Genomic DNA, 25,157 nt, shown 5'->3' on the forward strand with positions numbered 1-25,157 from the left:
GATGCTGCCATTTCAAATGACTTTAATGATTTGAGATGGCAGCACCTTTTTAAAATTTAAAATACATATAACAAAATAATTTTATATAGTATAAGAGATTTTATCCTAAAATAATATAAGATAATATAATATTTAAGAAAAAGAAAATAATAGACAAACCTAGAGCTGTAGAGTCCTTTTTTCTAATATACTTGAAGAATGGTAAAAGAAATAAAAGCCATATATACGATAAGGATAATATTGGGAAATTCATGTGTGAAGAAGAACTTTTCTTAGAAAAAATCAATAAAAATATAAATAGACCATAGCATATATAGTTCATAAAACTCTTATTAGAAATAAAGTAAAAGTTGAATTTAAAATCATCATTTTTAGCTGCTACAAGGGATGAAATTACCATGAAAACTGAAAAAATACAATATAGAACTAATATAATAGTATTCATAAAATCACTCCTTATATTATCAGTATATTATGTATAATATTAACAGTGAACTGTTTTATTTAAAATTAACTATATTTTTAATGAGTATTGAGGTATATTCATAATAAATATATTTCAAATAGAAAGATAATAATGATAAACAATATTTAATAAAATTGAGTATGGTGGTGAACCCTTTGAATTTAATTAAACTTTCGGTAAGGGAACTTGTAGAATTTGTATTAAGAAGTGGAAGCATAGATTCTTCATTTAAGGGGACTTCTTCTATGCAAGAAGGGGTAAAGGCACATCAAATAATACAAGGAAAACAAGATGATAACTATGAAAAAGAAGTTACCCTTAAAGGGGAAATAGAATATAAGGATTTTAAGTTTATTATAGAGGGAAGATGTGATGGAGTAATAAAGGAAGAGAGAATTACCATAGATGAAATAAAGTCTACATCTAAGGAATTAATGTTCATAGAAGAAGACTTTAATAAGGTCCACTGGGCCCAAGGAAAAGTTTATGGATATATTTATGCAATAAAAAACAATCTCCCAGACATAAATGTTCAACTTACCTATGTGAATACTGAAAACTATGATGAAAAGAAGTTTTTAAAAAGTTTTAAGGTGGAAGAACTAGAAGAATTTATAAATGAGCTTCTTGATAAATATCTAGAGTTAGCTTCAGTAAAAGTTAAGCTTAATGAAAGAAGAAATGAATCTATAAGTACCTTAGAATTTCCTTTTAAGACATATAGAAAAGGCCAAAGGGAAATGGCAGTAAAGGTATATAAGGCTATAGATGAAGGGAAAAGATTATACATAAAAGCACCTACAGGAATAGGAAAGACTATATCAACTATATTTCCTTCCTTAAAGGCATTGGCTGAAGGCGGCATAGATAAAATTATGTACTTAACTGCTAAGACTATAACAAGAACTGTAGCAGAGGAAACTTTTAAAATACTTAGAAACAGTGGTTTAAAGTCAAAGGTACTTACAATAACAGCAAAGGAAAAAATATGTTTTAACGAAGAAGTAAGTTGTAATAAAGAGAATTGTATATATGCAGATGGTTATTATGACAGGGTAAATGAAGGTATTTTAGATATTATAAGTAATGAAGATGAGATAAATAGAACTACAATTGAAACTTATGCTAAAAAGTATAGACTATGCCCTTTTGAATTTTCTTTAGATATATCTAATCTAGTAGATTGTGTAATTTGTGATTATAATTATGTTTTTGATCCTAGGGTATCCTTAAAAAGATATGGGGAGGATGAGTATGGTTCTTATGCTGTACTTATAGATGAGGCACATAACCTTATAGATAGGGCAAGAGGTATGTTCTCTGCAACTATAGATAAATCTAAGATTATGGAAATAAGAAAGATATTAAAATATAAAGATAAAACATTGTACAAACAATTAGGAGAAATAAATAAAGAGTTTTTAAGTATTAGAAACTCAGATGAGGAGGACTTTTCAACCTTTAAAGGGAAGCCAAAAGAATTAATTACTAAGGTAAATACATTTATCACTAAGGCTGAAAATTGGTTATCTAAGAATCAAAAGGAAGAAGGATATAAGGATATACTGGATTTATATTTTAGTTTTACTTCATTTATAAGGATATCTAAGCTTTATGATGAAAGGTATATAACCTATGTAACTAGGGAAAGAAGTCAATGTATAGTTACACTCTTTTGTTTAGATCCATCTAAGCTCTTAAGGGAAATAAGTAAAAGTCATAAGACCACAGTATTTTTCTCAGGTACATTAAGCCCATTAGAGTATTATAAGGAAGTATTAGGCGGAGAAGAAAAAGATGAGATATTAAGCTTAAAATCTCCTTATGTAAGAGAGAACCTAGAGATATTTATATATCCTATTTCAACAAGATATAGACATAGAGAGTTTACCTATAGCAGGATTTGTAACAAGATTAATATGCTAATAGAAGCAAGACCAGGAAATTACTTAATATTCTTCCCATCATATTCATATATGAATTTAACCTATGAGGAATTTATAAAGTCTTATAGTAATATAAATACCATAATACAAAAAGGTGATATGAATGAGGAAGAAAGAGAGAATTTTCTTAGCAATTTTAATGAAGACAGTGAGAAAACTTTAGTAGGATTTGGAGTCCTAGGAGGAATATTTTCTGAGGGAATTGATCTTAAGGGGAATAGACTAAATGGGGTAGTAGTTGTGGGTGTGGGTCTTCCACAGGTTTGTACAGAAAGGAATATAATAAAAGAGTATTATGACTTAAAAGATAGGGACGGTTATGATTATTCCTATGTATATCCAGGAATGAATAAAGTAATGCAGGCTGCAGGTAGAGTTATAAGGACAGAGCAAGATAGAGGGACCTTACTACTTATAGATGATAGGTTTGTAAGTGGTAAATATATTGACCTAATGCCTTATGAATGGTTGCATTATAAGGTTATTAAATAACTCATACAAGGTATAATATAACTTATATAATATTCTGATTAATGAGGATTTAACATAAACATAACATCAAAATCTATTCACAAAATGCTAAAAGGGACATATAATAATTCTTGTTATAATTAGTATATGTGATAAGAGGGGATAATCATGGATAAATCACTAAAAGTATTGGACATAGTCATTGCTTTAGCTATTTTAATTGTTGCTTATGGAGTAGCTTATTTCTATGAGTTAACACAAGGTGGAGGGATATGGTTTAAGATATTTCCTTTAATATATCTACCAGGTGTATTATTTAAGGAATTTATAATGAGAAAAATATATAAGGAAAAGTATAAGGAATTATATTTAACACATACAAAGTTTTAGATGAATTAGAAGAGTAAAAGGTGTTAAGGGTATTTTAGATATCCTTAACACCTTTTTTGTTATGGTAATATAGATTTAATTAAGTTAATATTAAATTGATTTAATATTATAGAGATTATAAATTACTTTATACAATAGTTAAACCAACTGATTTAAAGGGTGATTTAAAGTTATGTATCAATATTTTCTACTAATAACTAAATGAGTAAGTCTTATTATATAATTTAAGTTAATCTTTAAGAATTCCTTAAGAATTGTATATAAAGTTTTGTAATAAATAGGTAGTAATATTAACATAGAGGAGTATCATAAGAAGGAGGCTTTTTCAATGAATCAATATAATGTTTTAGTTGTAGATGATGAGAAGGAAATAAGGGATGCCATAGATATATATTTAAGAGGAAGTGAGGATATAAAAGTAATAAAGGCAGGAGATGGACTGGAAGCTCTAGATATATTAGAAACTATGAATATACATCTTATAATCTTAGATATTATGATGCCAAAGCTTGATGGTATAAGAACTTGTATGAAAATAAGAGAAAATAGGAATATACCTATAATAATGCTTTCAGCGAAAAGCGAGGATACAGATAAGATATTGGGGCTTAATATAGGGGCAGATGATTATATCACAAAACCTTTTAATCCTTTAGAACTTATAGCAAGGGTTAAGTCTCAACTAAGAAGATATATGGATTTTGGAAACCATGTAGATAAGGACAATAAGGATGAAATAATAATAGATGGACTTTATATAGATAAGAGTTGCCATAGGGTAACTGTAGATGGGGAAGAGATAAAGTTAACTCCTTTAGAGTACAAAATACTAGCTTTACTTTCAGAAAATCCAGGTAGAGTTTTTTCTTCAGAAGAAATTTATGAGAGGGTTTGGAATGAGCCTGCTTATAAACCAGAAAATACAGTGACTGTTCATATAAGAAGAATTAGAGAGAAGATAGAAATAAATCCAAGGGAACCAAGGTATATAAAGGTGGTGTGGGGTGTTGGCTACAAAATGGAAAGCAAGTGATTTTTGGAATATAGTAAGAAAAATATATCCCTTTATGGTTATAGTTGGGGTTTTATTAGCTCTTAGTATATATGGGGATATGACTTCAGGATTAAAATATAATTATAATAGGGTTAAAAATCAGGAAAGATATATTTACGATTTGAAAAATGATATGAATGGAGAAGGTACAAGTATAAAATCCTTTGATATAGATAAATGGATTCATAGGGATGTAACTGATGTTAATGTGAAAATTTATAAAAGTACCGATTATCTAAATAATATACCATCTAATCCCCAAGAAAAATTGGATAGCATAGGTAAGGGAATAGATACTATAAAAACAGTGAAATTTTTAGTTATTCATAAACCTAGTGGGAAATTTATAACTAATGATAGTTCTATGTATAGAGATAGAACTATAGTCAAGGAAATGCTTAGTGATTACAGTTATATAGAACGATATATTAGTGGCGTTAGCTATGAATATGAGATTTTTTATCCAGAGAATTCACCTGCTGTACAAAACTTTAATGAGCACCTAAATTATATAAAAAGCCCTGAGGATTACGTTGAAGTATATTGGGTACCAAATAGTTTAGAGAGAAGTGATTCTTCTTTAAGGGATTTAATTATATATGATGAAAACAGTCGTAATAAGTTTATAGAAGATAAGGTGCGAGATCTTGAATTTATCAGGGAGGATTTTACTCAGGCTATTATAAAGTTTATAGCTAAACTAATTTGGCTTATAGTAATATTAGTTTTAATGTTAAATATAGGGGTAGAGGAAGGTAAGAAACTTATTAGAAATAGTTTTTTATATACCCTAGCAATAAAGTTAAAGGATTTATCAATAGTTTTATTAGAAAGTATACTATCCTTAAAAGATATATTTGCTTGTAGAAGCCTAGGATTCAAATTTTTATTATTCCTTTTTGCATCTTTTTTATTTTTAATAAGCTTGTTTATTATAGTAATTTCTAACATGATAGATAAGGAAATTCTTTTGATTATACCTTTTATATATGTAGCTTATATTCTTCCTAAATTCTTATTTTTTATAAGAAATTTAAGTAGAATAATATCTGGAACGGAAAAGATGGTACAGGGAGATTTAGATTATAATTTAAAAGAAAAGGGAGAAAAGAACCTTTCAAATCTTGCTAAGAATATTAATACAATAAGAAATGGATTTAAGGTTTCTATAGATGATCAAATAAAAAATGAAAAACTTAAAAGCGAGCTTGTGGCTAATGTATCCCATGATTTAAAGACACCATTAACTTCTATAATAAATTATACAGATATACTTATGAGAGAAGGACTCACTGAAGAGGAGAAAGAAGATTATATTAAAATATTAAATAATAAAAGTCTGAAACTTAAAAGTCTTATAGAAGATTTATTCGAGGTATCAAAGATAAATAGTGGTAAATTAGAGATAACTAAGGAAAAGGTAGATGTAATAGAACTTATAAATCAATCTATAGGGGAATATTCTGCATCTACCTTATGTAGTAGTAAAAACTTAGACTTTATATTTAAAACTTTTAAAAATAAAATTGAATTAGAATTAGATGGTAAGAAAATTTCTAGAGTATTTGAGAATCTTATAAATAATGCCTTGAAATATTCATTAGAAAACACCAGGGTTTATGTGGAAGTATATGAGGTGCAAAATGGAATTAAGATAGGTATAAAAAATATATCTAAGTTTCAACTAGATTTTGATGAAGAAGGAATATTTGAAAGATTTACAAGAGGAGATAAGTCTAGGAATTCTAATGTAGAAGGAAATGGACTTGGTCTTGCCATAGCTAAAAGCTTGGTAGAGGCTCATAATGGGAAAATGTATATAGAGCTTGATGGAGATTTATTTAAGGTTTTTATAGAATTTTATGATTATAATTAAAAATATTAACTTAAAATAATTTTCAATGAAGCAATATTATAAGGTGTGCATAATATATAGGTTAAGGGAAAGAAAATTTTAAAAGTTTTCTTTTTCTTAACCTATATTTTTTTATAAAACAAATATGAAATTTATATGAAAATATAGCGGTGAATTCCAAAGCTATGCAAGGATTTAAGATTATAGACACGGTTTATCAATGAATTTAATAATATATATTAGACTTTTAGAAATCAGGAGGTGTTTTTTGTGAGTCAGAACAAAATATATACCAATAATGACACTTTTGTATCTCAATACCTTAGTAATAAAAATTTTAGCTCATTACCGTATTTACTAGCAGGGGAAACAGAAGAAGGTAAATATAAGTCAGATGAATTGAATACGTTGATAAAATTTGATTTATCTAAGGTTAGAGATTGTAGAAATTTACTGAAAGCAGAGCTAGTTTTGTATGTGGACTCTCTACTTTTATGTAACTGCGATTCGGTATTTACATTAAAACTTTATAGAAATATTGAAGATTTTAATACTAATACTGTAACTTGGAATACAGCGCCAGATAATGAAGATACGGGTATAGAGAAGGACATAGTGGAGGGGGATATAAATAAGTATATAAAAATAGATGTGACAAATTTAGTTAGAGCATGGATAGACGGAAGTATAAATAATTATGGTTTAACTCTAACTGGTAAACAACGCAGAGAGGCAGTTTCTTTTGCTTCAAGTAGGGGAGAAAAAAAGCCTTATATAATCATTCACTGTGAAAATAAGCCGCCTTGTCCAACGTGTCCAACATGTCCAACCGGACCGACGGGACCAACAGGCCCTACAGGAATAGGTGTAACGGGAGCAACAGGACCAACAGGCCCTACAGGACCAACAGGCCCTACAGGAATAGGAATAACTGGAGCTACAGGAGTAACCGGACCAACGGGACCTACAGGAATAGGGATAACTGGAGCTACAGGAGTAACTGGACCGACAGGCCCTACAGGAATAGGTGTAACAGGACCAACCGGTCCCACTGGATCAACAGGTGCAACTGCAACTCTTATAGGATTACAAGCACAAGCAATAGGAGCTTCAGGAAATGTTGTCAATAATGGACAGCCTATACCATTAAATATCATAATAAGTAATAATGCAGCACCAGATATATCATTTAATATTGTTAGTAGTGTATTAACTATAAATACTCTAGGATCATACTATATAGATTGGTGGGTAGTAATAGATGACCTAGGAGTGGCTGCTACGGAAATTTCATTCTCAATACAAGCTACTGGAGGATTAGTAGTTCCAAGTACTGTATCATCAGTTGCTCCAGCTCAATCACAACCTACTCAAGTATCAGGTAATGCAATTATCAATGTAATTGGAACACCAGCCACATTACAACTCCTAAACACAAGTGGAGATAGTATACAATTTCCTAATACAACAGTGCAAGGAAATTTATCAATAATTAAAGTTAAATAAAAATAATTGAAACAATACAAAAGAATCATTGTTAATAGGAGGTAAGAAATGGCGAATAACGGTATACAACTTCAAAGAATTGCTGGAGGAAGTGTTGGTGCCAATCAAAATCTTATATTTGATAATACTTTATTAAATATAGGTACTGATATATTTTATAATTCAGTGACAGGAGTCATTACTATAACAAAACTAGGAATATATTATGTAGATTGGTGGGTTACTACACAGTCCTCTTTTGGAGCTGATTATATATCTTTTTCAATAAAGACATCGGATAATAGGACAATACCAGGTCAGTCACCTATAAAAGTAGGCGAGGTAGTTGGTAATTCACTATTAAATGTTACATCGGTTCCCTATAGTTTTTCATTAATAAATAGTAATTTAGAAGCATTTTTTTCTACAAGTACAACAGTAAAGGCAAGTTTAACAGTAGTAGAAAGCGATGGAATAGGAGCAACAGGACCCACAGGGGCTACCGGAGTAACGGGCCCAACAGGAGTTACTGGACCGACTGGAGCAACAGGTGCGACAGGGCCAGCTACAGGAGCAACAGGGGCAACAGGAATAACTGGAGCTACTGGAGTTACAGGTGCAACCGGAGTTACGGGACCAACAGGAGTGACTGGTGCAACAGGGGTAACAGGACCAACAGGGGCGACAGGAGTAACTGGTGCAACAGGAGTAACGGGCCCAACAGGGTCTACAGGAATAACAGGAGCTACTGGAGTGACAGGTGTAACAGGAGCTACTGGAGTGACAGGTGTAACAGGAGTTACGGGACCAACAGGTGACACGGGAATAACGGGAGCAACTGGAGTTACAGGAGCAACAGGAGTGACGGGACCAACAGGAACTACCGGAGTAACAGGACCAACAGGGGCTACAGGAGTAACGGGAGCTACCGGAGTAACTGGTGCAACAGGAGCAACGGGAGTAACTGGGTCAACAGGAGTTACCGGGGGAACAGGTGCAACAGGGGTTACTGGGGTAACGGGACCAACAGGTGACACAGGAATAACAGGAGCTACAGGAGTAACTGGTGCAACAGGGGTAACAGGAGTTACAGGAGTTACAGGAGTAACTGGTGCAACGGGGGTAACAGGAATAACAGGAGTTACAGGAGTGACGGGACCAACAGGAGTCACTGGAATAACAGGAGCTACCGGAGTAACTGGAGCTACAGGAGTAACAGGAATAACAGGAGCTACAGGGGTAACTGGTATAACAGGGGTTACTGGGGTGACGGGACCAACAGGTGACACAGGAATAACAGGAGCTACTGGAGTAACTGGTGTAACAGGGGCAACTGGAATAACGGGAGCTACTGGAGTAACAGGAGCTACAGGAGTCACCGGAATAACGGGGGCTACAGGAATAACAGGAGCAACCGGAGTGACGGGACCAACAGGTGTGACAGGAATAACTGGAGCTACCGGAATTACAGGTGCAACAGGAGTAACGGGTGTAACTGGATCAACGGGGATAACGGGAGCCACAGGAATAACTGGAGCTACAGGAGTAACTGGAGCAACAGGAATCACTGGAATAACAGGAGCTACAGGAATAACGGGTACAACAGGAGTCACTGGAATAACGGGATCGACAGGATTAACGGGTGTAACAGGAGCTACTGGAGTAACCGGAGCAACAGGAGTCACTGGTATAACAGGGGTTACTGGGGTAACGGGACCAACAGGTGACACAGGAATAACCGGAGCTACAGGAGTTACTGGAGTAACTGGAGCTACAGGAGTAACAGGAATAACAGGAGCTACCGGAGTGACTGGTGCAACGGGAATAACAGGAGCCACAGGAATAACTGGAGCTACAGGAGTAACTGGAGCAACAGGAATCACTGGAATAACAGGAGCTACAGGAATAACGGGTACAACAGGAGTCACTGGAATAACGGGATCGACAGGATTAACGGGTGTAACAGGAGCTACTGGAGTAACCGGAGCAACAGGAGTCACTGGTATAACAGGGGTTACTGGGGTAACGGGACCAACAGGTGACACAGGAATAACCGGAGCTACAGGAGTTACTGGAGTAACTGGAGCTACAGGAGTAACAGGAATAACAGGAGCTACCGGAGTGACTGGTGCAACGGGAATAACAGGAGCTACTGGAGTAACTGGTGTAACAGGAGCTACAGGAGTCACCGGAATAACGGGGGCTACAGGAGCCACAGGAATAACAGGAGCAACCGGAGTGACGGGATCAACAGGAGTCGCTGGTATAACAGGGGTTACTGGGGTAACGGGACCAACAGGTGACACAGGAATAACAGGAGCTACCGGAGTAACTGGTGCAACAGGGGTAACAGGAATAACAGGGCCAACTGGAATAACTGGAGTAACAGGAGTTACAGGACCAACAGGAATAACCGGGGCAACAGGAGTAACGGGTGCAACAGGAGCCACCGGAATAACGGGAGTTACCGGAGTAACAGGACCAACAGGTGATACTGGAATAACTGGCGCTACGGGAATAACAGGAGCTACTGGAGTAACAGGAGCTACAGGGGTGACTGGTGCAACAGGAATAACGGGAGCTACCGGAGTGACTGGTGTAACAGGAGCAACGGGAGTAACGGGACCAACAGGTGACACAGGAATAACAGGAGCTACAGGAATAACAGGAGCTACAGGAATAACGGGTACAACAGGAGTCACTGGAATAACGGGTGCAACAGGAGCCACTGGAATAACCGGAGTAACTGGAGCTACAGGAGTAACAGGAGCAACTGGAATAACCGGAGCAACGGGAATAACAGGAGCTACTGGAGTAACAGGAGCTACAGGGGTGACTGGTGCAACAGGAATAACAGGAGCTACCGGAGTAACTGGAGCTACCGGAGTGACTGGTGTAACAGGAGCAACGGGAGTAACGGGACCAACAGGTGACACAGGAATAACAGGAGCTACAGGAGCTACAGGAATAACCGGAGCAACAGGGGTAACCGGAGCAACAGGGGTAACTGGAGCTACAGGAGTAACTGGAATAACGGGATCGACAGGAGTAACGGGTGCAACAGGATCCACTGGTGCTACAGGTCCAACGGGGGCAACTGGTCCAAGCTTTGGAGCGGTAGGATTTTCTGCTAATAAGACAACATTATCTGTAGCAGCAAGTACTCAATTAGCTGGATGGTCAGTAGCATCACCATTCTATAACGGAACAGGTTTCAATGCGGCAACAGGAAATTATACTGTACCAAATACTGGATTGTATTCTATTAAAGCTGAGATTGGATATAATACTGCTGCAACTCTTTCAGCAGCCATAGGAGGAGGAGTAAATCCATCCTTTGCTGTAATAAGGACTTCCCCAGTAAATACTACATTGCTTACAGGAAACTTCCCAATTCTAGATGTTAATATTGCCCTTGTCTTAACTCTAAGAGTTATATTAGGAGCTGCAACTGTAACTTTAGTTGGGGATGTATCCTTAAATGCTGGGGATGTATTAGGACTTTTCTATCAAGCAAGTGGATTAACAGTATCTCTTAATTTAGGAGCAACTCCAGGAGGAATAGTTTGGTCTATTCATCAAATAGGATAACTTTAAATAATTAGTTAGGATTCAGATTAGTAGTATTACTACTTTTCTGAATCCTTTTTAATTGATATAACCTATAGTTTAATAATTTTTTAAATAGTTAATATAATGAAAGTACATTAGAAAGGGAGTGATTAAGGTTAAAATATTGATCATATTACATATAGCTATCTAAAAATTATGAGAGATAGTATTAATGGGTAACAATAGTTAGCTATATAAATAAAATATATTGTACAAGTTATTATTATGGTGTATGGGAGGATGGTTATGGGGACAAGTATTGTAATACTTACTCACAATAAATTAAACTATACAAAGCTTTGTATAGATAGTATTAGACAATATACAAAGGATGAAGATTATGAAATTATAATAGTGGATAATAATTCTACTGATGAAACTAGGGAGTGGCTTGCAGCCAATGAGGATTTAAGAGTAATTTTAAATAATGAGAATATGGGATTTCCTAAGGGCTGCAATCAAGGGATAGAAATATCAAATAAAGAAAATGATATTTTACTCCTAAATAATGATGTTATAGTAACAGAAAATTGGTTAAGCAACCTAAGAAAATGCCTTTATAGTGATGATAAAATAGGAGCTGTAGGACCAGTAACTAATTCTGCATCTTATGGACAAAGTATACCAGTTAATCACGCATCAATTGGAGAAATTCATAAATTTTCATCAGCCTTTAATAAGAGTAATAAAGACTTATGGGAAAAAAGAATAAAATTAATAGGATTTTGCTTTCTTATAAAGAGAGAAGTGATAGATAAGGTAGGTTTATTAGATGAAAGATTCTTTCCTGGAAACTTTGAGGATGATGATTATTCCATGAGAATTGTTAAGGAAGGATATAATCTAGTGTTATGTAGAGATACCTTTATACATCATTATGGTGGAGTTTCTTTTAATAGAGATAGCAAGTTTTATGAGATAATAAATAAAAATAACTTAGAATTTATTAATAAGTGGAAATTTTCTTTTATAGATTTAGTTATTCATGAGGAATATCTAAAATTTATAGCTCCTAATACAACTTGCTCTATTTTAGAGATTGGATGTGGATGTGGGGCTACAGGGGTTAGAATAAAAAATGAGATGAATCAATGTAAATATTATGGAGTTGAGTTAAATAAGTGGGCAGAAGAAATAGCTAGTAAATCTATAGACATTATAAATCATGAAGAATTTAAGGACAAGAACATGGAATTTGATTATATATTTATAACATCTCTAGAAAGGATAAAGACTCAAGAAAATCTTATACAAAACTTAAAGTATGTTTTAAAGAATAATACTAAAGTAATAGTTAATATAGATTTTAATAATGATGATAAGGATCTTATAAATGGATTAAATTATATAAAAGAACTTATGGTATCTCATAATTTTCATATGGTTTATGATGAAAAGGAGTTCTTAGGGGAGATTATAGTAAATAGAATAGCTGTATTTTATGATTTAAATAGGTATAGTAAGATAGAAAATATAATTTATAAAGAAGAAAATATTGATATAAATAGAGAAATTATATTTAAATTAAGAAGAGTAGAGTTTGATATAGATAAAGAAGAATCTTCAGAAGTAATACTTGAGTATATTAGCAAGGGACATGTATCACTAGATGTATTGATGGATTTATTAAGTAAAAATATTATAAACACAACTAAGGTATTAAACTCAATATATGAATCTAGTAAATCTACTAAAAATTACTTGCTAGGATTAATACTACTAGGTAAGTCTTATGATATAGATAAAAATAATGTGGACACAAATATTCTTATATCTAAAATGCTTTCTGAAGAAGGATATAAATCTTTAGCATTAAGACATATTTATGACTATAAGGATAAAAATGAAGAGGTGCTAAAGACTATTAGCATTATAGAGAGGGATATGTAATGGGAATTAATGATAGCTTAATATCTTTTATAATATGTGTTAATAATGAGTCTTTATATAAAGAATGTATAAGGTATATAGATGGACTAGATATTCCAGAAGGATACTCTACAGAAGTTATAAAAATTTTAGATGCTAGTAGTATGGCTAATGGATATAACATTGGGATCAGTAAGGCCAGAGGGAAGTATAAGATTTACATGCATCAAGATGTGTTTATATTAAACAAGAATATATTAAAAGATATAGTATATATATTCTCTAATAAAGATATTGGAATTATAGGAATGGCAGGTAGTAAAAACGTGACTAGTAACGGAATATGGTGGGAAGATAAAGACTTATATGGATGTGTATATGATAATCATACTGGTGCTATGTCAAAGCTACAATTTAAAAATCCAACTGACTATATAGAAGAAGTATCACTAGTAGATGGACTAGTTATGATAACTCAATATGATATACCATGGAGAGAGGATATATTTAATGGATGGCATTTTTATGATGGATCACAATGTATGGAATTTATAAAAAAAGGATTAAAAGTTGTGGTTCCTAAACAGATAGATCCATGGGTATTACATGATTGTAATATAGTATCAGTTAAGGGATATGAATATTATAGAAATATATTTGTAAGTGAATATATTAGGAACATGAGTTAGTTAAATATAAAAATATATATAATTTCTAAGCTTTAGATAGATTTTTATTTATATAAATAACTATTTAAAGCTTTTTTATAGTTTCCTTTTAGTTTTTCATATCAATGCTAAATTATGATAATAATATGAGAAAACTTAAGAGTTTTCAAGTTTATAAAGTATTATTCTCCTTTCTATATAACTGTAACATAAGTAAAATTACAACATATATTAGTATTAGAACGAAAGAAGTAGGGAGGGATAACCCGTATGGAAAACAAAAGCATATATGAAAATGAAAATTTAGATTTTCAATCTGAAGAATATGGTTTAAATGAGTTTAAAGCAGATATAGATTACTCACAAGATATAGATTATAAGCTATATGATGTTATTGAAGAGCTTAAATTAGATATTAATGATGGGGAGTATAAGGGATCCAAGGGTCACAAAGATGATTGCTGGGAATATGGCAAGAAGAGATGTTGTAAACACCATAATCCTTGTGATGACCATCATCATGATTGGGATTGTGATAAGCATCACCATGACTGTGATAAACATCACCATGATTGTGACTGTCATAAGCATCATGATGATTGCCATAAGCCAAGTCATGAATGTGATTGTGACAAGTATCATAGGGACTGTGATTGTGAATATGATAAGCATAGGGAATGCTGGGATTGTGGAAAGCCACACCATGATTGTGATTGCCATAAACCTCATTGTGATGATAAAGACTTTGATTGGGAAGAAAAGCACCATTATCCATGCTTAGAAATCACCAAGAAGTTTGATAGAACTTGTGCAATACCAGGACAACAGGTTACAGTAACTATAAAAGTAAGAAATAAAGGAAAATATACTCTTCGTAATTTAGTTATAACTGATGACCTTCCACCACAACTAACATTTGTTCCAGGAAGCTTAGAAATTAACTGTAGAAAGGTTCATTCTGATAGTACTACATTTGAGCCTATAACTTTATGCTCTTTAAAACCATGTCAAGAAGTTTTAATAACTTTCAGAGTTACAGTTGGACCATTTGTAGGAGAGACAGTAAATAACGAGGCATGTGTTAAATTCTCATATTTCATATCAGGATGTTGTAGTAGAGAAGTATGGGCAAGTGAATGTAGTGACCCAGCTCTTTTAAATATAGTAGCGGCTTTATGCAATATTACTAAGGAAGTTAGACTTGAAAGTGCATGTGATGAGGCAGAACTTGGGGACATTTTAGTGTATACAATAAGAGCTTCAAGTAATTGTCAAATAAGAATTGATGAGTTTATATTAAGAGACAACCTATCACCATCTCTAAGATGCCTAGAAGTTAGAGAAGGACAGAATACTTTCGACTGTGGAGACTTAGCAACTGGTATAAATCTTGGACCTATAGAACCAGGTGAAACTAAGGTAGTAACTATAAGAGCAAAGATAATAGGTTTAGGAGATTGTGGAATAATTAAAAATAGAGCAAGAGGAACTTCTATAATTGATGGACAAGAGTTCACATGTAAATCAAATGAGGTATTTACAAAGGTTAATTTTAAGGATTGTGGATGCTTCCAAATAGAAGACTGTGTTAGACTTTCCTGTAAGGAAGGACCAGCTATAGGACTTATAAAATCTTGCGCAGATGTTGAAATATTAGATATAAAAGACCTATCACATTGTGATGGAGATAGAAAGATAAAGGTAAGTGCAGTATTAAATACATCTTATGTATTTGATAAGGGATATTGCCGTGAAGGAAAGGTTTGTAGTAAGAAGTGCTTTAGCTTCATATTTAAACTTCCTAAGGGAATAGACTTAAAGTGTAAAGATCTATTAAAGATATTATGCGTAAAGGATATATGTAGTAAAATAGTTTGTGGATTTACAATAGAGTCTAAGATTAAACTAATATTCTGTGTGAAAATGAAAGATAAGCATAAATAAGATAAAAAGCTCTGTAAGATTAGCTTGCAGAGCTTTTCTTTTTTTATGATTTTATATAAATAATATTAAAGCATATAAGTTGTAATATTAGGACTATATTAGATTCAGTTAAAATTTATTGAGCCATCAATTAGTAGAATATAAAGTATTTAATACAACATATATAATAAATTAATTTATAAATCATAGATAAGATTAAACTTAATTTTAGCGAAGTTTTGATTTAGATTTTATAGCTAGTTTTAATGCAAATATATTGTAGTAATAAAGCTTCTAAATAAAATTCTATTACTATATAACATAAAAGACAGGTAGATAAAATATCTACCTATCTTTAAAAAGTTAATATTTATTATATACTAATAGTTTCGAAATGAAATTTTAGTGAGATATAGCTGTTGCTGATATACTAGAGCTTCTTATAGAAGCACTTTCAGTAACTAATACTCCAACTCCAGTTAATGTAGTTGCAGAAACTCTAACTATTTCTACATTATATACACAACATGATGGACAAGCATTACATTCACAGTAGCTAAAGCTAAAGGAGTTAGTTACATTTACAGCTAGTGCTAGTACTCCAAATGAGTAGTCCCAAGTTCCTAAAGTTATTTTTGAACCAGAGTTACAAGTCTTACTTAATTGGAAAGTAACTGTAAATGGTCCGCCTAGAACAGGGGCAGCTCCTAGGGTTAGAAGAGCTTGATAGTTTATTAGGGAGTTAAAGTCTATTTTAACAGTAGGGTTACAAAGACATGTTGTGTCTAGGGTAACACTTGCTACTGGTATTGGATTAAAGGTTGGGTTTGTAATAGTAGGAATTGGAATAGACACTCCACTACCTTGTCCACAAGCAAATAAGGATGATTGATGTGGTAGAGGATGTCCAGGTGTGCAGTGTGCACAATTATTACATCTACAATCATATCTAAATTCATCCATATAGCCTGAATTAAAAGAGTTTGATCTTGAATCCATAAATAATCCTCCTTAGTTTTTTTATTTTATCTTTAGCTTTATTAAAAATAGCTTTATTATATTAATATGAATTTTACTACAAGAGGTTACTGAGGTTAGTTAAATATAGCTCATATTAGCAATCACAATTAAAGTCATCATCGTAGTTAAAAGGAGATATAGCTGAATCTTGATAATCCGTTGGGAATAGAGGTTTTAATTTTTGATCTGGATAGAACTTAGGTGCTGGTGAAGAATTGAATAACTTACAAGGATCTTCTGTTGGTATTTCTTTGCAAGGTCTAGGAACTGGGCAATATCCATAAGCTGGTATTAAAAGTTGTACTATAAGCTCACATTTTACGATTAAATGGAAGCCTATAACCACATCTAAAAACATATCTCCATCACAATCTTCAATAAAATTACCATCTAGACAATCAGCAACTAGTTCAAGTTTTAAAATATCGCTCTCAAAATCTTCAGAATTACTTTCACAGGTTGAAGAGATTTTAGCTATAGAATCAGGACAATATAGTCTTGGAATAGTTTCAGTTCTATTTATTTCAAATAACTCTGATTGATTAACACCATTGTCATCTACAAAATCTGCATAGAAAGATATTACAAAGTTAATAATTACCTTACTATATTCATCATCATTTCTTAGAGGAATTTTATCAAAGGATAAAAGTCTTATATTAAAATCTCTGCATCCTAAGAACATCTTAGGACATGGCAAAGGATTGCTTCTTAGTTCTTCGTCACTACGTTTAGTATCAGGGCCTTCCTTAAACTTAAGGCATCTTTTAATTAAGCATTGATCAAATACCTTTGGAATTTCAACGCATACTAGTTCTACTGGATCAGGAAGACAGCCCTCTTTGTTTATTAAACCAGGTCTTGGTGAAAAATGATTATTAGGTATAGCCATGAACTTTCCTCCTTTTATTATAATAAATATATCTACAGTATATAATATACAAGGAAAATCATAATGTTACATGAGAAGTAAAAAACTACACCTAAAATATAAAAAATATAAGGAAATAACTAGAATTAACTAGGGATATATGATGTAATAATACATTTAATACATTTAATGTATTATTGTGAATCAAAAGCTAATAAGCTTATATTAGAACTAATTATAGAAAAGTTTTCTACAGATGTATTTACTCCTCCAAATAATGAATAATTAGCCCTTATTATTTCTACACTATATGAATAACATCCAGGACAAGGATTTTTATCGCAATAGGTAAAGGTAAAATTTCCATTAGTATTAGAGGTAAGGGCAGAGGAGGAATAGGAATAAGTCCAAGAATTTAACAAAACCTTTGAACCTGAATCATTAGTTCTAGATAACTGAAAGGTTACCCTAAGAGGAGTAAAAATTCTAATAACTGGAGTACCTGTAATAATTAAAAGGGATTGATAATTTACTATAGAATTAAAATCTATTTTAACCTTAGGACTACAAAAGCAAGTTATATCTATATCAGCGCTTGCTATAGGTATGGATTGAAAGCTTTGATTAGAAACACTTGGTATTGGGACCTCTAGAGCACTTCCTTCATTGCAGACAGAAATAATGCCTTTATATACTTGTGGTCTACACAAATCTTTATTTTTAACTTTGCTAGAGGTATACAAAGAAGTCATAAATAAACCTCCTTTTATAAAAAATACTTGTTAGTTATATTAATATGAAATATAACATAATTAGGTTACATTGCAATAAGTTCAAAGTTATATAATAACTAGGGATTTATAATTCTTAAATTATTTTATTAAGAGTTTTAGTTTTAAAAAGTAAGGTTTTATAATGAGGGGTGTAGTAGAGAAATTATGAGGTTAAATAAGTTAAGCATATTATGTTAAAAGCAGTAGTTAAAATATTAGTAAAAGAAAAGACCTTAGGGAAAACCCCTCAAGGTCTAATTAACTTATATATTAGTCTCATAGTTTAGAATGAGAGTATAAATTTCTATTTAATTATTAGTGAGAAATAGCTGTAGCAGATATGCTAGAACTTCTTATTGCAGCACTTTCAGTAGTTAATACTCCTGTGCTAGAGAGTACACTTGAAGACACTCTAACTATTTCTACAGTATAAACACAACATCCTGGGCAAACATTACATTCACAGTGGCTAAAACTGAAGGAATTAGTCACATTAACAGCAAGAGCTAATATTCCAAATGCAAAGTCCCATGTTCCTAAAGCAATTTTTGAACCGCTTCCACATATTTTGCTTAGTTGGAAGGTAACAGTAAATGGACTACCTAGTACTGGTGTTGCACCAAGAGTTATAAGAGCTTGATAGTTAATTAAAGCATCAAAATCTATTTTAATACTAGGATTACATAAACAAGTACTATCTATAGTAACACTTGCTATTGGTAATGGATTAAAAGTTGGGTTTGTCACTGTAGGGATTGGAATAGCTACACCACTACCTTGTCCGCAAGCGAATAAGGATGATTGATCTGGTAATGGATGACCTGGTGTACAGTGAGCTTGATTACAACATTTTGGGGGTTGCATGCAATTACACTTACATTCGCAATCACATTCATTAAAGCATTTCTTAGGTGGAGGACAAGGTTCTTTACAGTGGTCAAAACGTCTTGATCTTGAATTCATGAATAAACCTCCTTAAACTCTTCTTTGGTAATATATTGAAAACTTTATGAAAAAGTATTTCTATATATTAATATGAAATTTTCTACATAAGTGTTACTGAATTTAAAAAAAGAATGGTTTTTATAAATATATAAGTTATAAGGGATTAAGAACTATTTATGTAATATATAAATTCATAAGAAAGTTATATAAAGTATTCTAATAAATATTAGGATTTATATTTTTGGAATGAATTAGATATAAAGATAAGATTAAATATATTTTTAGGTAATAATATATAGAGAGTTTAATATTTATTAAATATAGAAAAGACCCCAGGAATACACTTCCTTAAGGTCTAATCAATTTATTTATAATTTCTCAAGCAAATTATGAGAGAATAAATTCTTATTTAATTATTAGTGAGAAATAGCGGTAGCAGATATATTAGAGCTTCTTATAGCAGCACTTTCAGTAGTTAATACGCCAGTACCAGCTAATGTACTTGAAGCAACTCTAACTATTTCTACAGTATAAACACAACATCCTGGGCATACATTACATTCACAGTAGCTAAAGCTAAAGGAATTAGTTATATTAACAGCAAGAGCTAATATTCCAAAAGCAAAGTCCCATGTACCTAAAGCAATTTTTGATCCATCTCCACAGGTTTTACTTAATTGGAAGGTTACTGTAAATGGTCCACCTAGTAATGGGGTAGCACCTAGAGCTATAAGAGCTTGATAGTTAATTAGAGCATCAAAGTCTATTTTAATGCTAGGATTACATAAACAAGTACTATCTATAGTAACACTTGCTATTGGTAATGGATTAAAGGTTGGGTTTGTAACTGTAGGTATTGGTATAGCTACTCCACTACCACGTCCACAAGCAAATAGGGAGTGGTTTGGTGTAGGGTGTCCAGGCTTACAATGAGCTTGGTTACAGCATTTGTACTCATATTTAGGATAGTCATGATTACAGCATTTATATTCATGTTTAGGATAATCATCATCACAGCATCTATACTCATATTTAGGATAGTCATGATCGCAGCACTTATCATCATATTTAGGATAATCATGATCACAACACTTATCATCATGCTTGTTATAATCAAAGTATCTAGATTTTGAATTCATAAAGAAACCTCCTTAAATTTTTAACATATATTGTTGTATTAATCTAAAATAAATTAATAGTTAGGTTCTTAATTTATAAATTAAGAAAAATAAAGTTATAGAGAACTGTTATATAATATACTTAAATTAGTGAGAAATAGCTGTAGCAGATATACTAGAACTTCTTATAGCAGCATTTTCAGTAGTTAATACTCCTACGCCAGTTATTGTACTTGAAGCAACTCTAACTATTTCTACAGTATAAACACAACATCCTGGGCATACATTACATTCGCAGTAGCTAAAGCTAAAGGAATTAGTTATATTAACAGCAAGAGCTAATATTCCAAAAGCAAAGTCCCATGTACCTAAAGCAATCTTTGATCCATCTCCACAGGTTTTACTTAGTTGGAAGGTTACTGTAAATGGTCCGCCTAGTACTGGAGCAGCTCCAAGAGTTATAAGAGCTTGATAGTTAATTAGAGCATCAAAGTCTATTTTAATACTAGGATTACATAAACAAGTACTATCGATAGTAACACTTGCTATTGGTAATGGAGTAAAGGTTGGGTTTGTAACTGTAGGTATTGGGATAGCTATTCCACTACCTTGTCCACAAGCAAATATGGATGATTGGTTTGGAATAGGATGTCCAGGTTTACAATGAGCTTGGTTACAACATTTATACTCATATTTAGGATAGTCATGATCACAGCATTTGTGGTCATAGCTATCATCATATTTATCATGATTATCATCATAAAAATATCTACTTTTAGAATTCATGAAGAAACCTCCTTAATTTATATATTTAAATTAATTGTATTTATTAAGACATATTATTGAAGCTTTGAATTTAAAAGTAATTAATCCTCACATTCGCATTCACAGTCATAGAAGTCATCAAAGCATCCATCTTCATCTTCATCTTGGAATAGTGGTCTTAGTTTTTGGTCAGGATAGAATTTAGGTGCTGGAGAACAGTTAAACTCTTCACAAGGATTCTTTGGTTTTACTTCCTTACATGGCTTTGGTACTGGACAGTATCCATAAGCAGGGATTAATAGTTGAACTAAAAGTTCGCATTTAACTATTAAATGGAATCCTAGTGTTACATCTAAGAAGTCACAACCATCACAATCGCGTACAAAGTTTCCATCTAGACATTCAGCAACTAGTTCAAGTTTTAAAATTTCAGCTTCTAAATCTTTTGAGTATGGTGTAGTACTAGAAGCGATTTTAGCTATAGAATCAGGACAATAAAGTTTACCTATAGTTTCGCTCCTATTTACCTCAAAAAACTCTGAGCATTGCTTACCATCCTTGTCTAGGAAGTCGGCATAGAAGGAGATTATAAAGTGAACTATTATTTTATGATATCCATGATGTCCTCTAAGAGGAAGTTTATCAAAAGCTAAAAGCCTAATATTAAAGTCACGACATCCAAGGAAAATCTTTGGATTCTTTAAAGGATCACTTCTTAGTTCTTCGTCAGTAGTCTTCGTATCAGGTCCTTCACAAAATCTAAGGCATCTTTTAATTAAGCATTGATCAAAAACTTTAGGTACTTCAATGCATACTAGCTCTAGTGGATCAGGTAGGCAGCCTTCTTTGTTTATAATGCCTGGTCTTGGTGTAAAATTGTTACCAGAGATAAGCATGTATTTTCCTCCTTTTCTTATAATAAATATCTTTACAGTATATAATATACAGAGGGAATTATAATGTTACATATGAAGTGAAGTAATAAATAATAAATTCTAAAATAAATATAAGAAAAAATTATTGTATTTATTAACACCTATAAAAGTTTATATAAGTATAAATAAAGAAAAGACCTTAGGAAAAAAATTCTTAAGATCTAATCATTTATATATAATTTCTCAAGAAAGCTATAAGAGTATATATTATTATTCAATTATTAGTGAGAAATAGCTGTAGCAGATATACTAGATCCTCTTATAGAAGCATTTTCAGTAGTTAATACTCCTGTACTAGATAATACACTTGAAGAAACCCTAACTATTTCTACAGTGTACACACAACATCCTGGACATACATTACATTCACAGTGGCTAAAGCTAAAGGAATTAGTTATATTAACAGCAAGAGCTAATATTCCAAAAGCAAAGTCCCATGTACCTAAAGTAATCTTAGACCCATCTCCACAAGTTTTGCTTAGTTGGAATGTTACTGTAAATGGATTGCCTAATATTGGTGTTGCTCCAAGAGTTATAAGAGCTTGATAATTAATTAGAGCATTAAAGTCTATTTTAATACTAGGATTACATAAACAAGTACTATCTATAGTAACACTTGCTATTGCTAATGGATTAAAAGTTGGGTTTGTAACTGTAGGTATTGGTATAGCTATCCCAGTACCTTGTCCACAAGCAAATATGGATGATTGGTTTGGAGTAGGGTGTCCAGGTTTACAATGAGCTTGGTTACAGCACTTATACTCATATTTAGGATAATCATAATCACAGTCTTTATCATCATATTGGGAATAATCGTGATTACAGCATTTATACTCATATTCAGGAGAATCATCATGGTGATGTTTACCATCATATTTAGGATAGTCATGATGACAACAGTTATCATCATCTTTATAGTCATCATAAGATTTATAATCAAAGTATCTTGATTTCATAAATAAACCTCCTTAAAGTTTAAGTTATATTATTTTTTAGAATTAAATCATATATTTTTGCAATAAATAAAAGAATTCAATAGGTAATTTTTAAGGAAAGTAAAGTTATAAAGTCTGACTCTATCAGGGATTAAATATAAATTAATGAGAAAAAGCTGTAGCAAATATATTAGAACTTCTTATAGAAGAATTTTGTGATATAGTTATAGGAACTTCTGTACCACTACTTGTTGTTATAAGTGGAGTGGTATTGACTATTTCTACTATATAAGTGCAACAACTAGGACAAGGATTACATTCACAGTAGCTAAAGCTAAAGGAATTAGTTACATTTACAGCTAAAGCAAGTAAACCAAAGCTATAATCCCAGCTTCCTAGAGTGATTTTCTCTGTTTTTCCACAAACTTTACTTAATCTAAATGTTACTGAGAATGGATTAGTTAATAATCCAAAGCCACCTCCACCAAGATCTATTAATGTTTGATAGTTAATTATAGAACTAAAATCTATTTTCACACTAGGATTACAAAGACAAGTAGTATCTATGGTCACATTTGCCACTGGTATAGGATTAGTTACTGAGATAGGTAGAGATATACCACTACCATGGCCACAACTAAATATTGATTTAGTTGGAGTTGGATGATAAGGATTGTCATTACAACATTTTAAAGAGCTATACTCATGGTTATTTTCATATTTATAAAAGTCTTCATAATCATAATAATTACTTTTAGAATTCATTAAAAAACCTCCTTATCTTTAGTAAGTACTTAGTTAGATGTATTTATTTAAATATTAGCCTTAAACTTATTAATGCTCACATCCACAATCAAAGAAATCATCATAGAAATCATCTTCATCAGTTGGGAATAATGGTCTTAGTTTTTGATCAGGATAGAATTTTGGCGCAGGTGAGCAGTTAAACTCTTCACAAGGGTTTTTAGGTTTTGATTCTTTACATGGATTTGGTATTGGACAGTATCCGTAAGCAGGAATCAATAATTGTACTAAAAGTTCACATTTAACAATTAGATGGAAACCTAGGGTTATGTCTAAGAAGTCACAACCATCACAATCTCTTTTGAATACTCCATCAAGACATTCTGCAACTAGCTCAAGCTTTAATATTTCAGATTCTAAGTTTTTGGAGTATGGTATAGTACTAGAAGCTATTTTAGCTATGGAATCAGGGCAATAAAGCTTGCTTATTGTTTCACTTCTATTTACTTCATAAAATACTGAACATTCCTTACCATCATTATCTAGGAAGTCTGCATAGAAAGAGATTATAAAGTGAACTATTATTTTATGGTGTCCGGAGTGTCCTCTAATAGGAAGTTTATCAAAAGCTAAAAGCCTAATATTAAAGTCATGACATCCAAGGAAAACTTTTGGATTATCTAATGGGTGACTTCTTAATTCTTCATCAGTAGTTTTTGTATCAGGTCCTTCACAAAATCTAACACATCTTTTAATTAAGCATTGGTCAAATACTTTAGGTACTTCAATACACACTAGTTCTAAAGGATCAGGTAAACAGCCTTCTTTGTTTATAATGCCAGGCCTTGGAACGAAATCATTATGGGAGCTAATCATTTACTTTCCTCCTTTTTCTAAATAATAGATTTACAGTATATAATATACAAAGGAAATTATAATGTTACATAGGAGATAGGAAAGATAAAGAGAAATTTGCATATTAAGATAATAAAAAAAGACTTTAGTAGAAGCACATCTAAAGTTTTTTTACTATGGCATAGAAGTTTGATTAAGTTTTACTTTATTTAGCACTTCATGGAACTATTATTCATATTGTACTAAGTGATGGCTAATTATTACCACAATTCAAGGTGATTCAAGATAATTTTAAAGCTCATTATATAAAGATTTATCTTAAAAACTTCTCTTAACTTAAAAATTATTTAATTGCATAAATAAAACTCAATTATTAACTAGCATTAAGTAATATATTCTCAAAATAAAAATATACTTTTATAGGGAGAAACTATACATATTTTCTTATAAGCAGCAT

General features: G+C 32.1%; 19 protein-coding genes. 9 read left to right on the forward strand and 10 right to left on the reverse strand.

Annotated elements, in window-relative coordinates:
* Positions 1-621 precede the first annotated feature (621 nt).
* From BR69_RS0110415 to BR69_RS0110455, 9 genes are all read left to right on the forward strand, one after another.
* Positions 622-2,904, forward strand: coding sequence for an ATP-dependent DNA helicase (locus BR69_RS0110415; RefSeq protein WP_242840685.1), 2,283 nt, complete (start codon positions 622-624; stop codon positions 2,902-2,904).
* 147 nt (positions 2,905-3,051) lie between these two features.
* On the forward strand, positions 3,052-3,273 hold the full coding sequence (locus BR69_RS0110420) for a hypothetical protein (RefSeq protein ID WP_027633140.1): 222 nt from the start codon (positions 3,052-3,054) through the stop codon (positions 3,271-3,273).
* 328 nt (positions 3,274-3,601) lie between these two features.
* The gene (locus tag BR69_RS0110425) at positions 3,602-4,306 is read left to right on the forward strand and encodes a response regulator transcription factor (RefSeq protein ID WP_027633141.1); all 705 of its coding nucleotides are present in this window, start codon (positions 3,602-3,604) and stop codon (positions 4,304-4,306) included.
* Complete coding sequence (locus BR69_RS21700) at positions 4,278-6,203, forward strand: sensor histidine kinase (protein WP_150112261.1); 1,926 nt, start codon at positions 4,278-4,280, stop codon at positions 6,201-6,203. The genes BR69_RS0110425 and BR69_RS21700 overlap by 29 nt, the downstream gene beginning before the upstream one ends.
* A gap of 249 nt (positions 6,204-6,452) precedes the next feature.
* A complete protein-coding gene (locus tag BR69_RS21705) occupies positions 6,453-7,688 on the forward strand; it encodes a DNRLRE domain-containing protein (protein ID WP_051623578.1) in 1,236 nt (411 codons plus the stop codon).
* 48 nt (positions 7,689-7,736) lie between these two features.
* The gene (locus BR69_RS22305) at positions 7,737-11,258 is read left to right on the forward strand and encodes a beta strand repeat-containing protein (RefSeq protein WP_278246093.1); all 3,522 of its coding nucleotides are present in this window, start codon (positions 7,737-7,739) and stop codon (positions 11,256-11,258) included.
* Between the two features lie 267 nt (positions 11,259-11,525).
* Positions 11,526-13,169, forward strand: coding sequence for a glycosyltransferase (locus BR69_RS21185; RefSeq protein WP_051623579.1), 1,644 nt, complete (start codon positions 11,526-11,528; stop codon positions 13,167-13,169).
* Positions 13,169-13,837: a glycosyltransferase family protein gene (locus BR69_RS0110450; RefSeq protein ID WP_034849755.1), complete on the forward strand. Its 669-nt coding sequence runs from the start codon at positions 13,169-13,171 to the stop codon at positions 13,835-13,837. Before BR69_RS21185 ends, BR69_RS0110450 begins: the two co-directional genes overlap by 1 nt.
* A gap of 249 nt (positions 13,838-14,086) precedes the next feature.
* The gene (locus BR69_RS0110455) at positions 14,087-15,760 is read left to right on the forward strand and encodes a DUF11 domain-containing protein (protein WP_027633144.1); all 1,674 of its coding nucleotides are present in this window, start codon (positions 14,087-14,089) and stop codon (positions 15,758-15,760) included.
* 381 nt (positions 15,761-16,141) lie between these two features.
* On the opposite strand, the gene BR69_RS0110460 is transcribed toward BR69_RS0110455, so the two are convergent.
* From BR69_RS0110460 to BR69_RS0110510, 10 genes are all read right to left on the reverse strand, one after another.
* Positions 16,142-16,738 (reverse strand): DUF4489 domain-containing protein, encoded by a 597-nt coding sequence (locus tag BR69_RS0110460; RefSeq protein WP_027633145.1) that lies wholly within the window; start codon positions 16,736-16,738, stop codon positions 16,142-16,144.
* Between the two features lie 115 nt (positions 16,739-16,853).
* Positions 16,854-17,651, reverse strand: a complete 798-nt coding sequence (locus BR69_RS0110465; RefSeq protein ID WP_027633146.1) for a hypothetical protein — start codon at positions 17,649-17,651, stop codon at positions 16,854-16,856.
* Positions 17,652-17,824: 173 nt separating this feature from the next.
* Positions 17,825-18,382 carry a DUF4489 domain-containing protein gene (locus BR69_RS0110470; RefSeq protein WP_027633147.1) on the reverse strand — a complete coding sequence of 186 codons (558 nt, stop codon included), beginning with the start codon at positions 18,380-18,382 and terminating at the stop codon, positions 17,825-17,827.
* 336 nt (positions 18,383-18,718) lie between these two features.
* Positions 18,719-19,366, reverse strand: a complete 648-nt coding sequence (locus BR69_RS0110475; RefSeq protein WP_027633148.1) for a DUF4489 domain-containing protein — start codon at positions 19,364-19,366, stop codon at positions 18,719-18,721.
* A 398-nt stretch (positions 19,367-19,764) separates the two neighbouring features.
* On the reverse strand, positions 19,765-20,487 hold the full coding sequence (locus BR69_RS0110480; RefSeq protein ID WP_027633149.1) for a DUF4489 domain-containing protein: 723 nt from the start codon (positions 20,485-20,487) through the stop codon (positions 19,765-19,767).
* 126 nt (positions 20,488-20,613) lie between these two features.
* Positions 20,614-21,252 carry a DUF4489 domain-containing protein gene (locus BR69_RS0110485; RefSeq protein ID WP_027633150.1) on the reverse strand — a complete coding sequence of 213 codons (639 nt, stop codon included), beginning with the start codon at positions 21,250-21,252 and terminating at the stop codon, positions 20,614-20,616.
* An 80-nt stretch (positions 21,253-21,332) separates the two neighbouring features.
* Positions 21,333-22,127 (reverse strand): hypothetical protein, encoded by a 795-nt coding sequence (locus BR69_RS0110490; RefSeq protein ID WP_027633151.1) that lies wholly within the window; start codon positions 22,125-22,127, stop codon positions 21,333-21,335.
* Positions 22,128-22,387: 260 nt separating this feature from the next.
* On the reverse strand, positions 22,388-23,122 hold the full coding sequence (locus BR69_RS0110500) for a DUF4489 domain-containing protein (protein ID WP_027633152.1): 735 nt from the start codon (positions 23,120-23,122) through the stop codon (positions 22,388-22,390).
* Positions 23,123-23,263: 141 nt separating this feature from the next.
* On the reverse strand, positions 23,264-23,866 hold the full coding sequence (locus tag BR69_RS0110505) for a DUF4489 domain-containing protein (RefSeq protein WP_027633153.1): 603 nt from the start codon (positions 23,864-23,866) through the stop codon (positions 23,264-23,266).
* A 69-nt stretch (positions 23,867-23,935) separates the two neighbouring features.
* Positions 23,936-24,721 carry a hypothetical protein gene (locus BR69_RS0110510; RefSeq protein ID WP_027633154.1) on the reverse strand — a complete coding sequence of 262 codons (786 nt, stop codon included), beginning with the start codon at positions 24,719-24,721 and terminating at the stop codon, positions 23,936-23,938.
* Between the last annotated feature and the right edge of the window lie 436 nt (positions 24,722-25,157).

The sequence above is a fragment of the Clostridium hydrogeniformans DSM 21757 genome (assembly GCF_000686705.1).
In the GTDB taxonomy this organism is placed as follows: domain Bacteria; phylum Bacillota; class Clostridia; order Clostridiales; family Clostridiaceae; genus Clostridium_Z; species Clostridium_Z hydrogeniformans.

What these genes read in the sequence shown, in the direction of transcription:
- BR69_RS0110420 (WP_027633140.1), top strand. Translation starts at nt 3,052, where the DNA reads ATGGATAAATCACTAAAAGTATTGGACATAGTCATTGCTTTAGCTATT.
- BR69_RS0110425 (WP_027633141.1), top strand. Translation starts at nt 3,602, where the DNA reads ATGAATCAATATAATGTTTTAGTTGTAGATGATGAGAAGGAAATAAGG.
- BR69_RS22305 (WP_278246093.1), top strand. Translation starts at nt 7,737, where the DNA reads ATGGCGAATAACGGTATACAACTTCAAAGAATTGCTGGAGGAAGTGTT.
- BR69_RS21185 (WP_051623579.1), top strand. Translation starts at nt 11,526, where the DNA reads ATGGGGACAAGTATTGTAATACTTACTCACAATAAATTAAACTATACA.
- BR69_RS0110450 (WP_034849755.1), top strand. Translation starts at nt 13,169, where the DNA reads ATGGGAATTAATGATAGCTTAATATCTTTTATAATATGTGTTAATAAT.
- BR69_RS0110455 (WP_027633144.1), top strand. Translation starts at nt 14,087, where the DNA reads ATGGAAAACAAAAGCATATATGAAAATGAAAATTTAGATTTTCAATCT.
- BR69_RS0110460 (WP_027633145.1), bottom strand. Translation starts at nt 16,738, where the DNA reads ATGGATTCAAGATCAAACTCTTTTAATTCAGGCTATATGGATGAATTT.
- BR69_RS0110465 (WP_027633146.1), bottom strand. Translation starts at nt 17,651, where the DNA reads ATGGCTATACCTAATAATCATTTTTCACCAAGACCTGGTTTAATAAAC.
- BR69_RS0110470 (WP_027633147.1), bottom strand. Translation starts at nt 18,382, where the DNA reads ATGACTTCTTTGTATACCTCTAGCAAAGTTAAAAATAAAGATTTGTGT.
- BR69_RS0110475 (WP_027633148.1), bottom strand. Translation starts at nt 19,366, where the DNA reads ATGAATTCAAGATCAAGACGTTTTGACCACTGTAAAGAACCTTGTCCT.
- BR69_RS0110480 (WP_027633149.1), bottom strand. Translation starts at nt 20,487, where the DNA reads ATGAATTCAAAATCTAGATACTTTGATTATAACAAGCATGATGATAAG.
- BR69_RS0110485 (WP_027633150.1), bottom strand. Translation starts at nt 21,252, where the DNA reads ATGAATTCTAAAAGTAGATATTTTTATGATGATAATCATGATAAATAT.
- BR69_RS0110490 (WP_027633151.1), bottom strand. Translation starts at nt 22,127, where the DNA reads ATGCTTATCTCTGGTAACAATTTTACACCAAGACCAGGCATTATAAAC.
- BR69_RS0110500 (WP_027633152.1), bottom strand. Translation starts at nt 23,122, where the DNA reads ATGAAATCAAGATACTTTGATTATAAATCTTATGATGACTATAAAGAT.
- BR69_RS0110505 (WP_027633153.1), bottom strand. Translation starts at nt 23,866, where the DNA reads ATGAATTCTAAAAGTAATTATTATGATTATGAAGACTTTTATAAATAT.
- BR69_RS0110510 (WP_027633154.1), bottom strand. Translation starts at nt 24,721, where the DNA reads ATGATTAGCTCCCATAATGATTTCGTTCCAAGGCCTGGCATTATAAAC.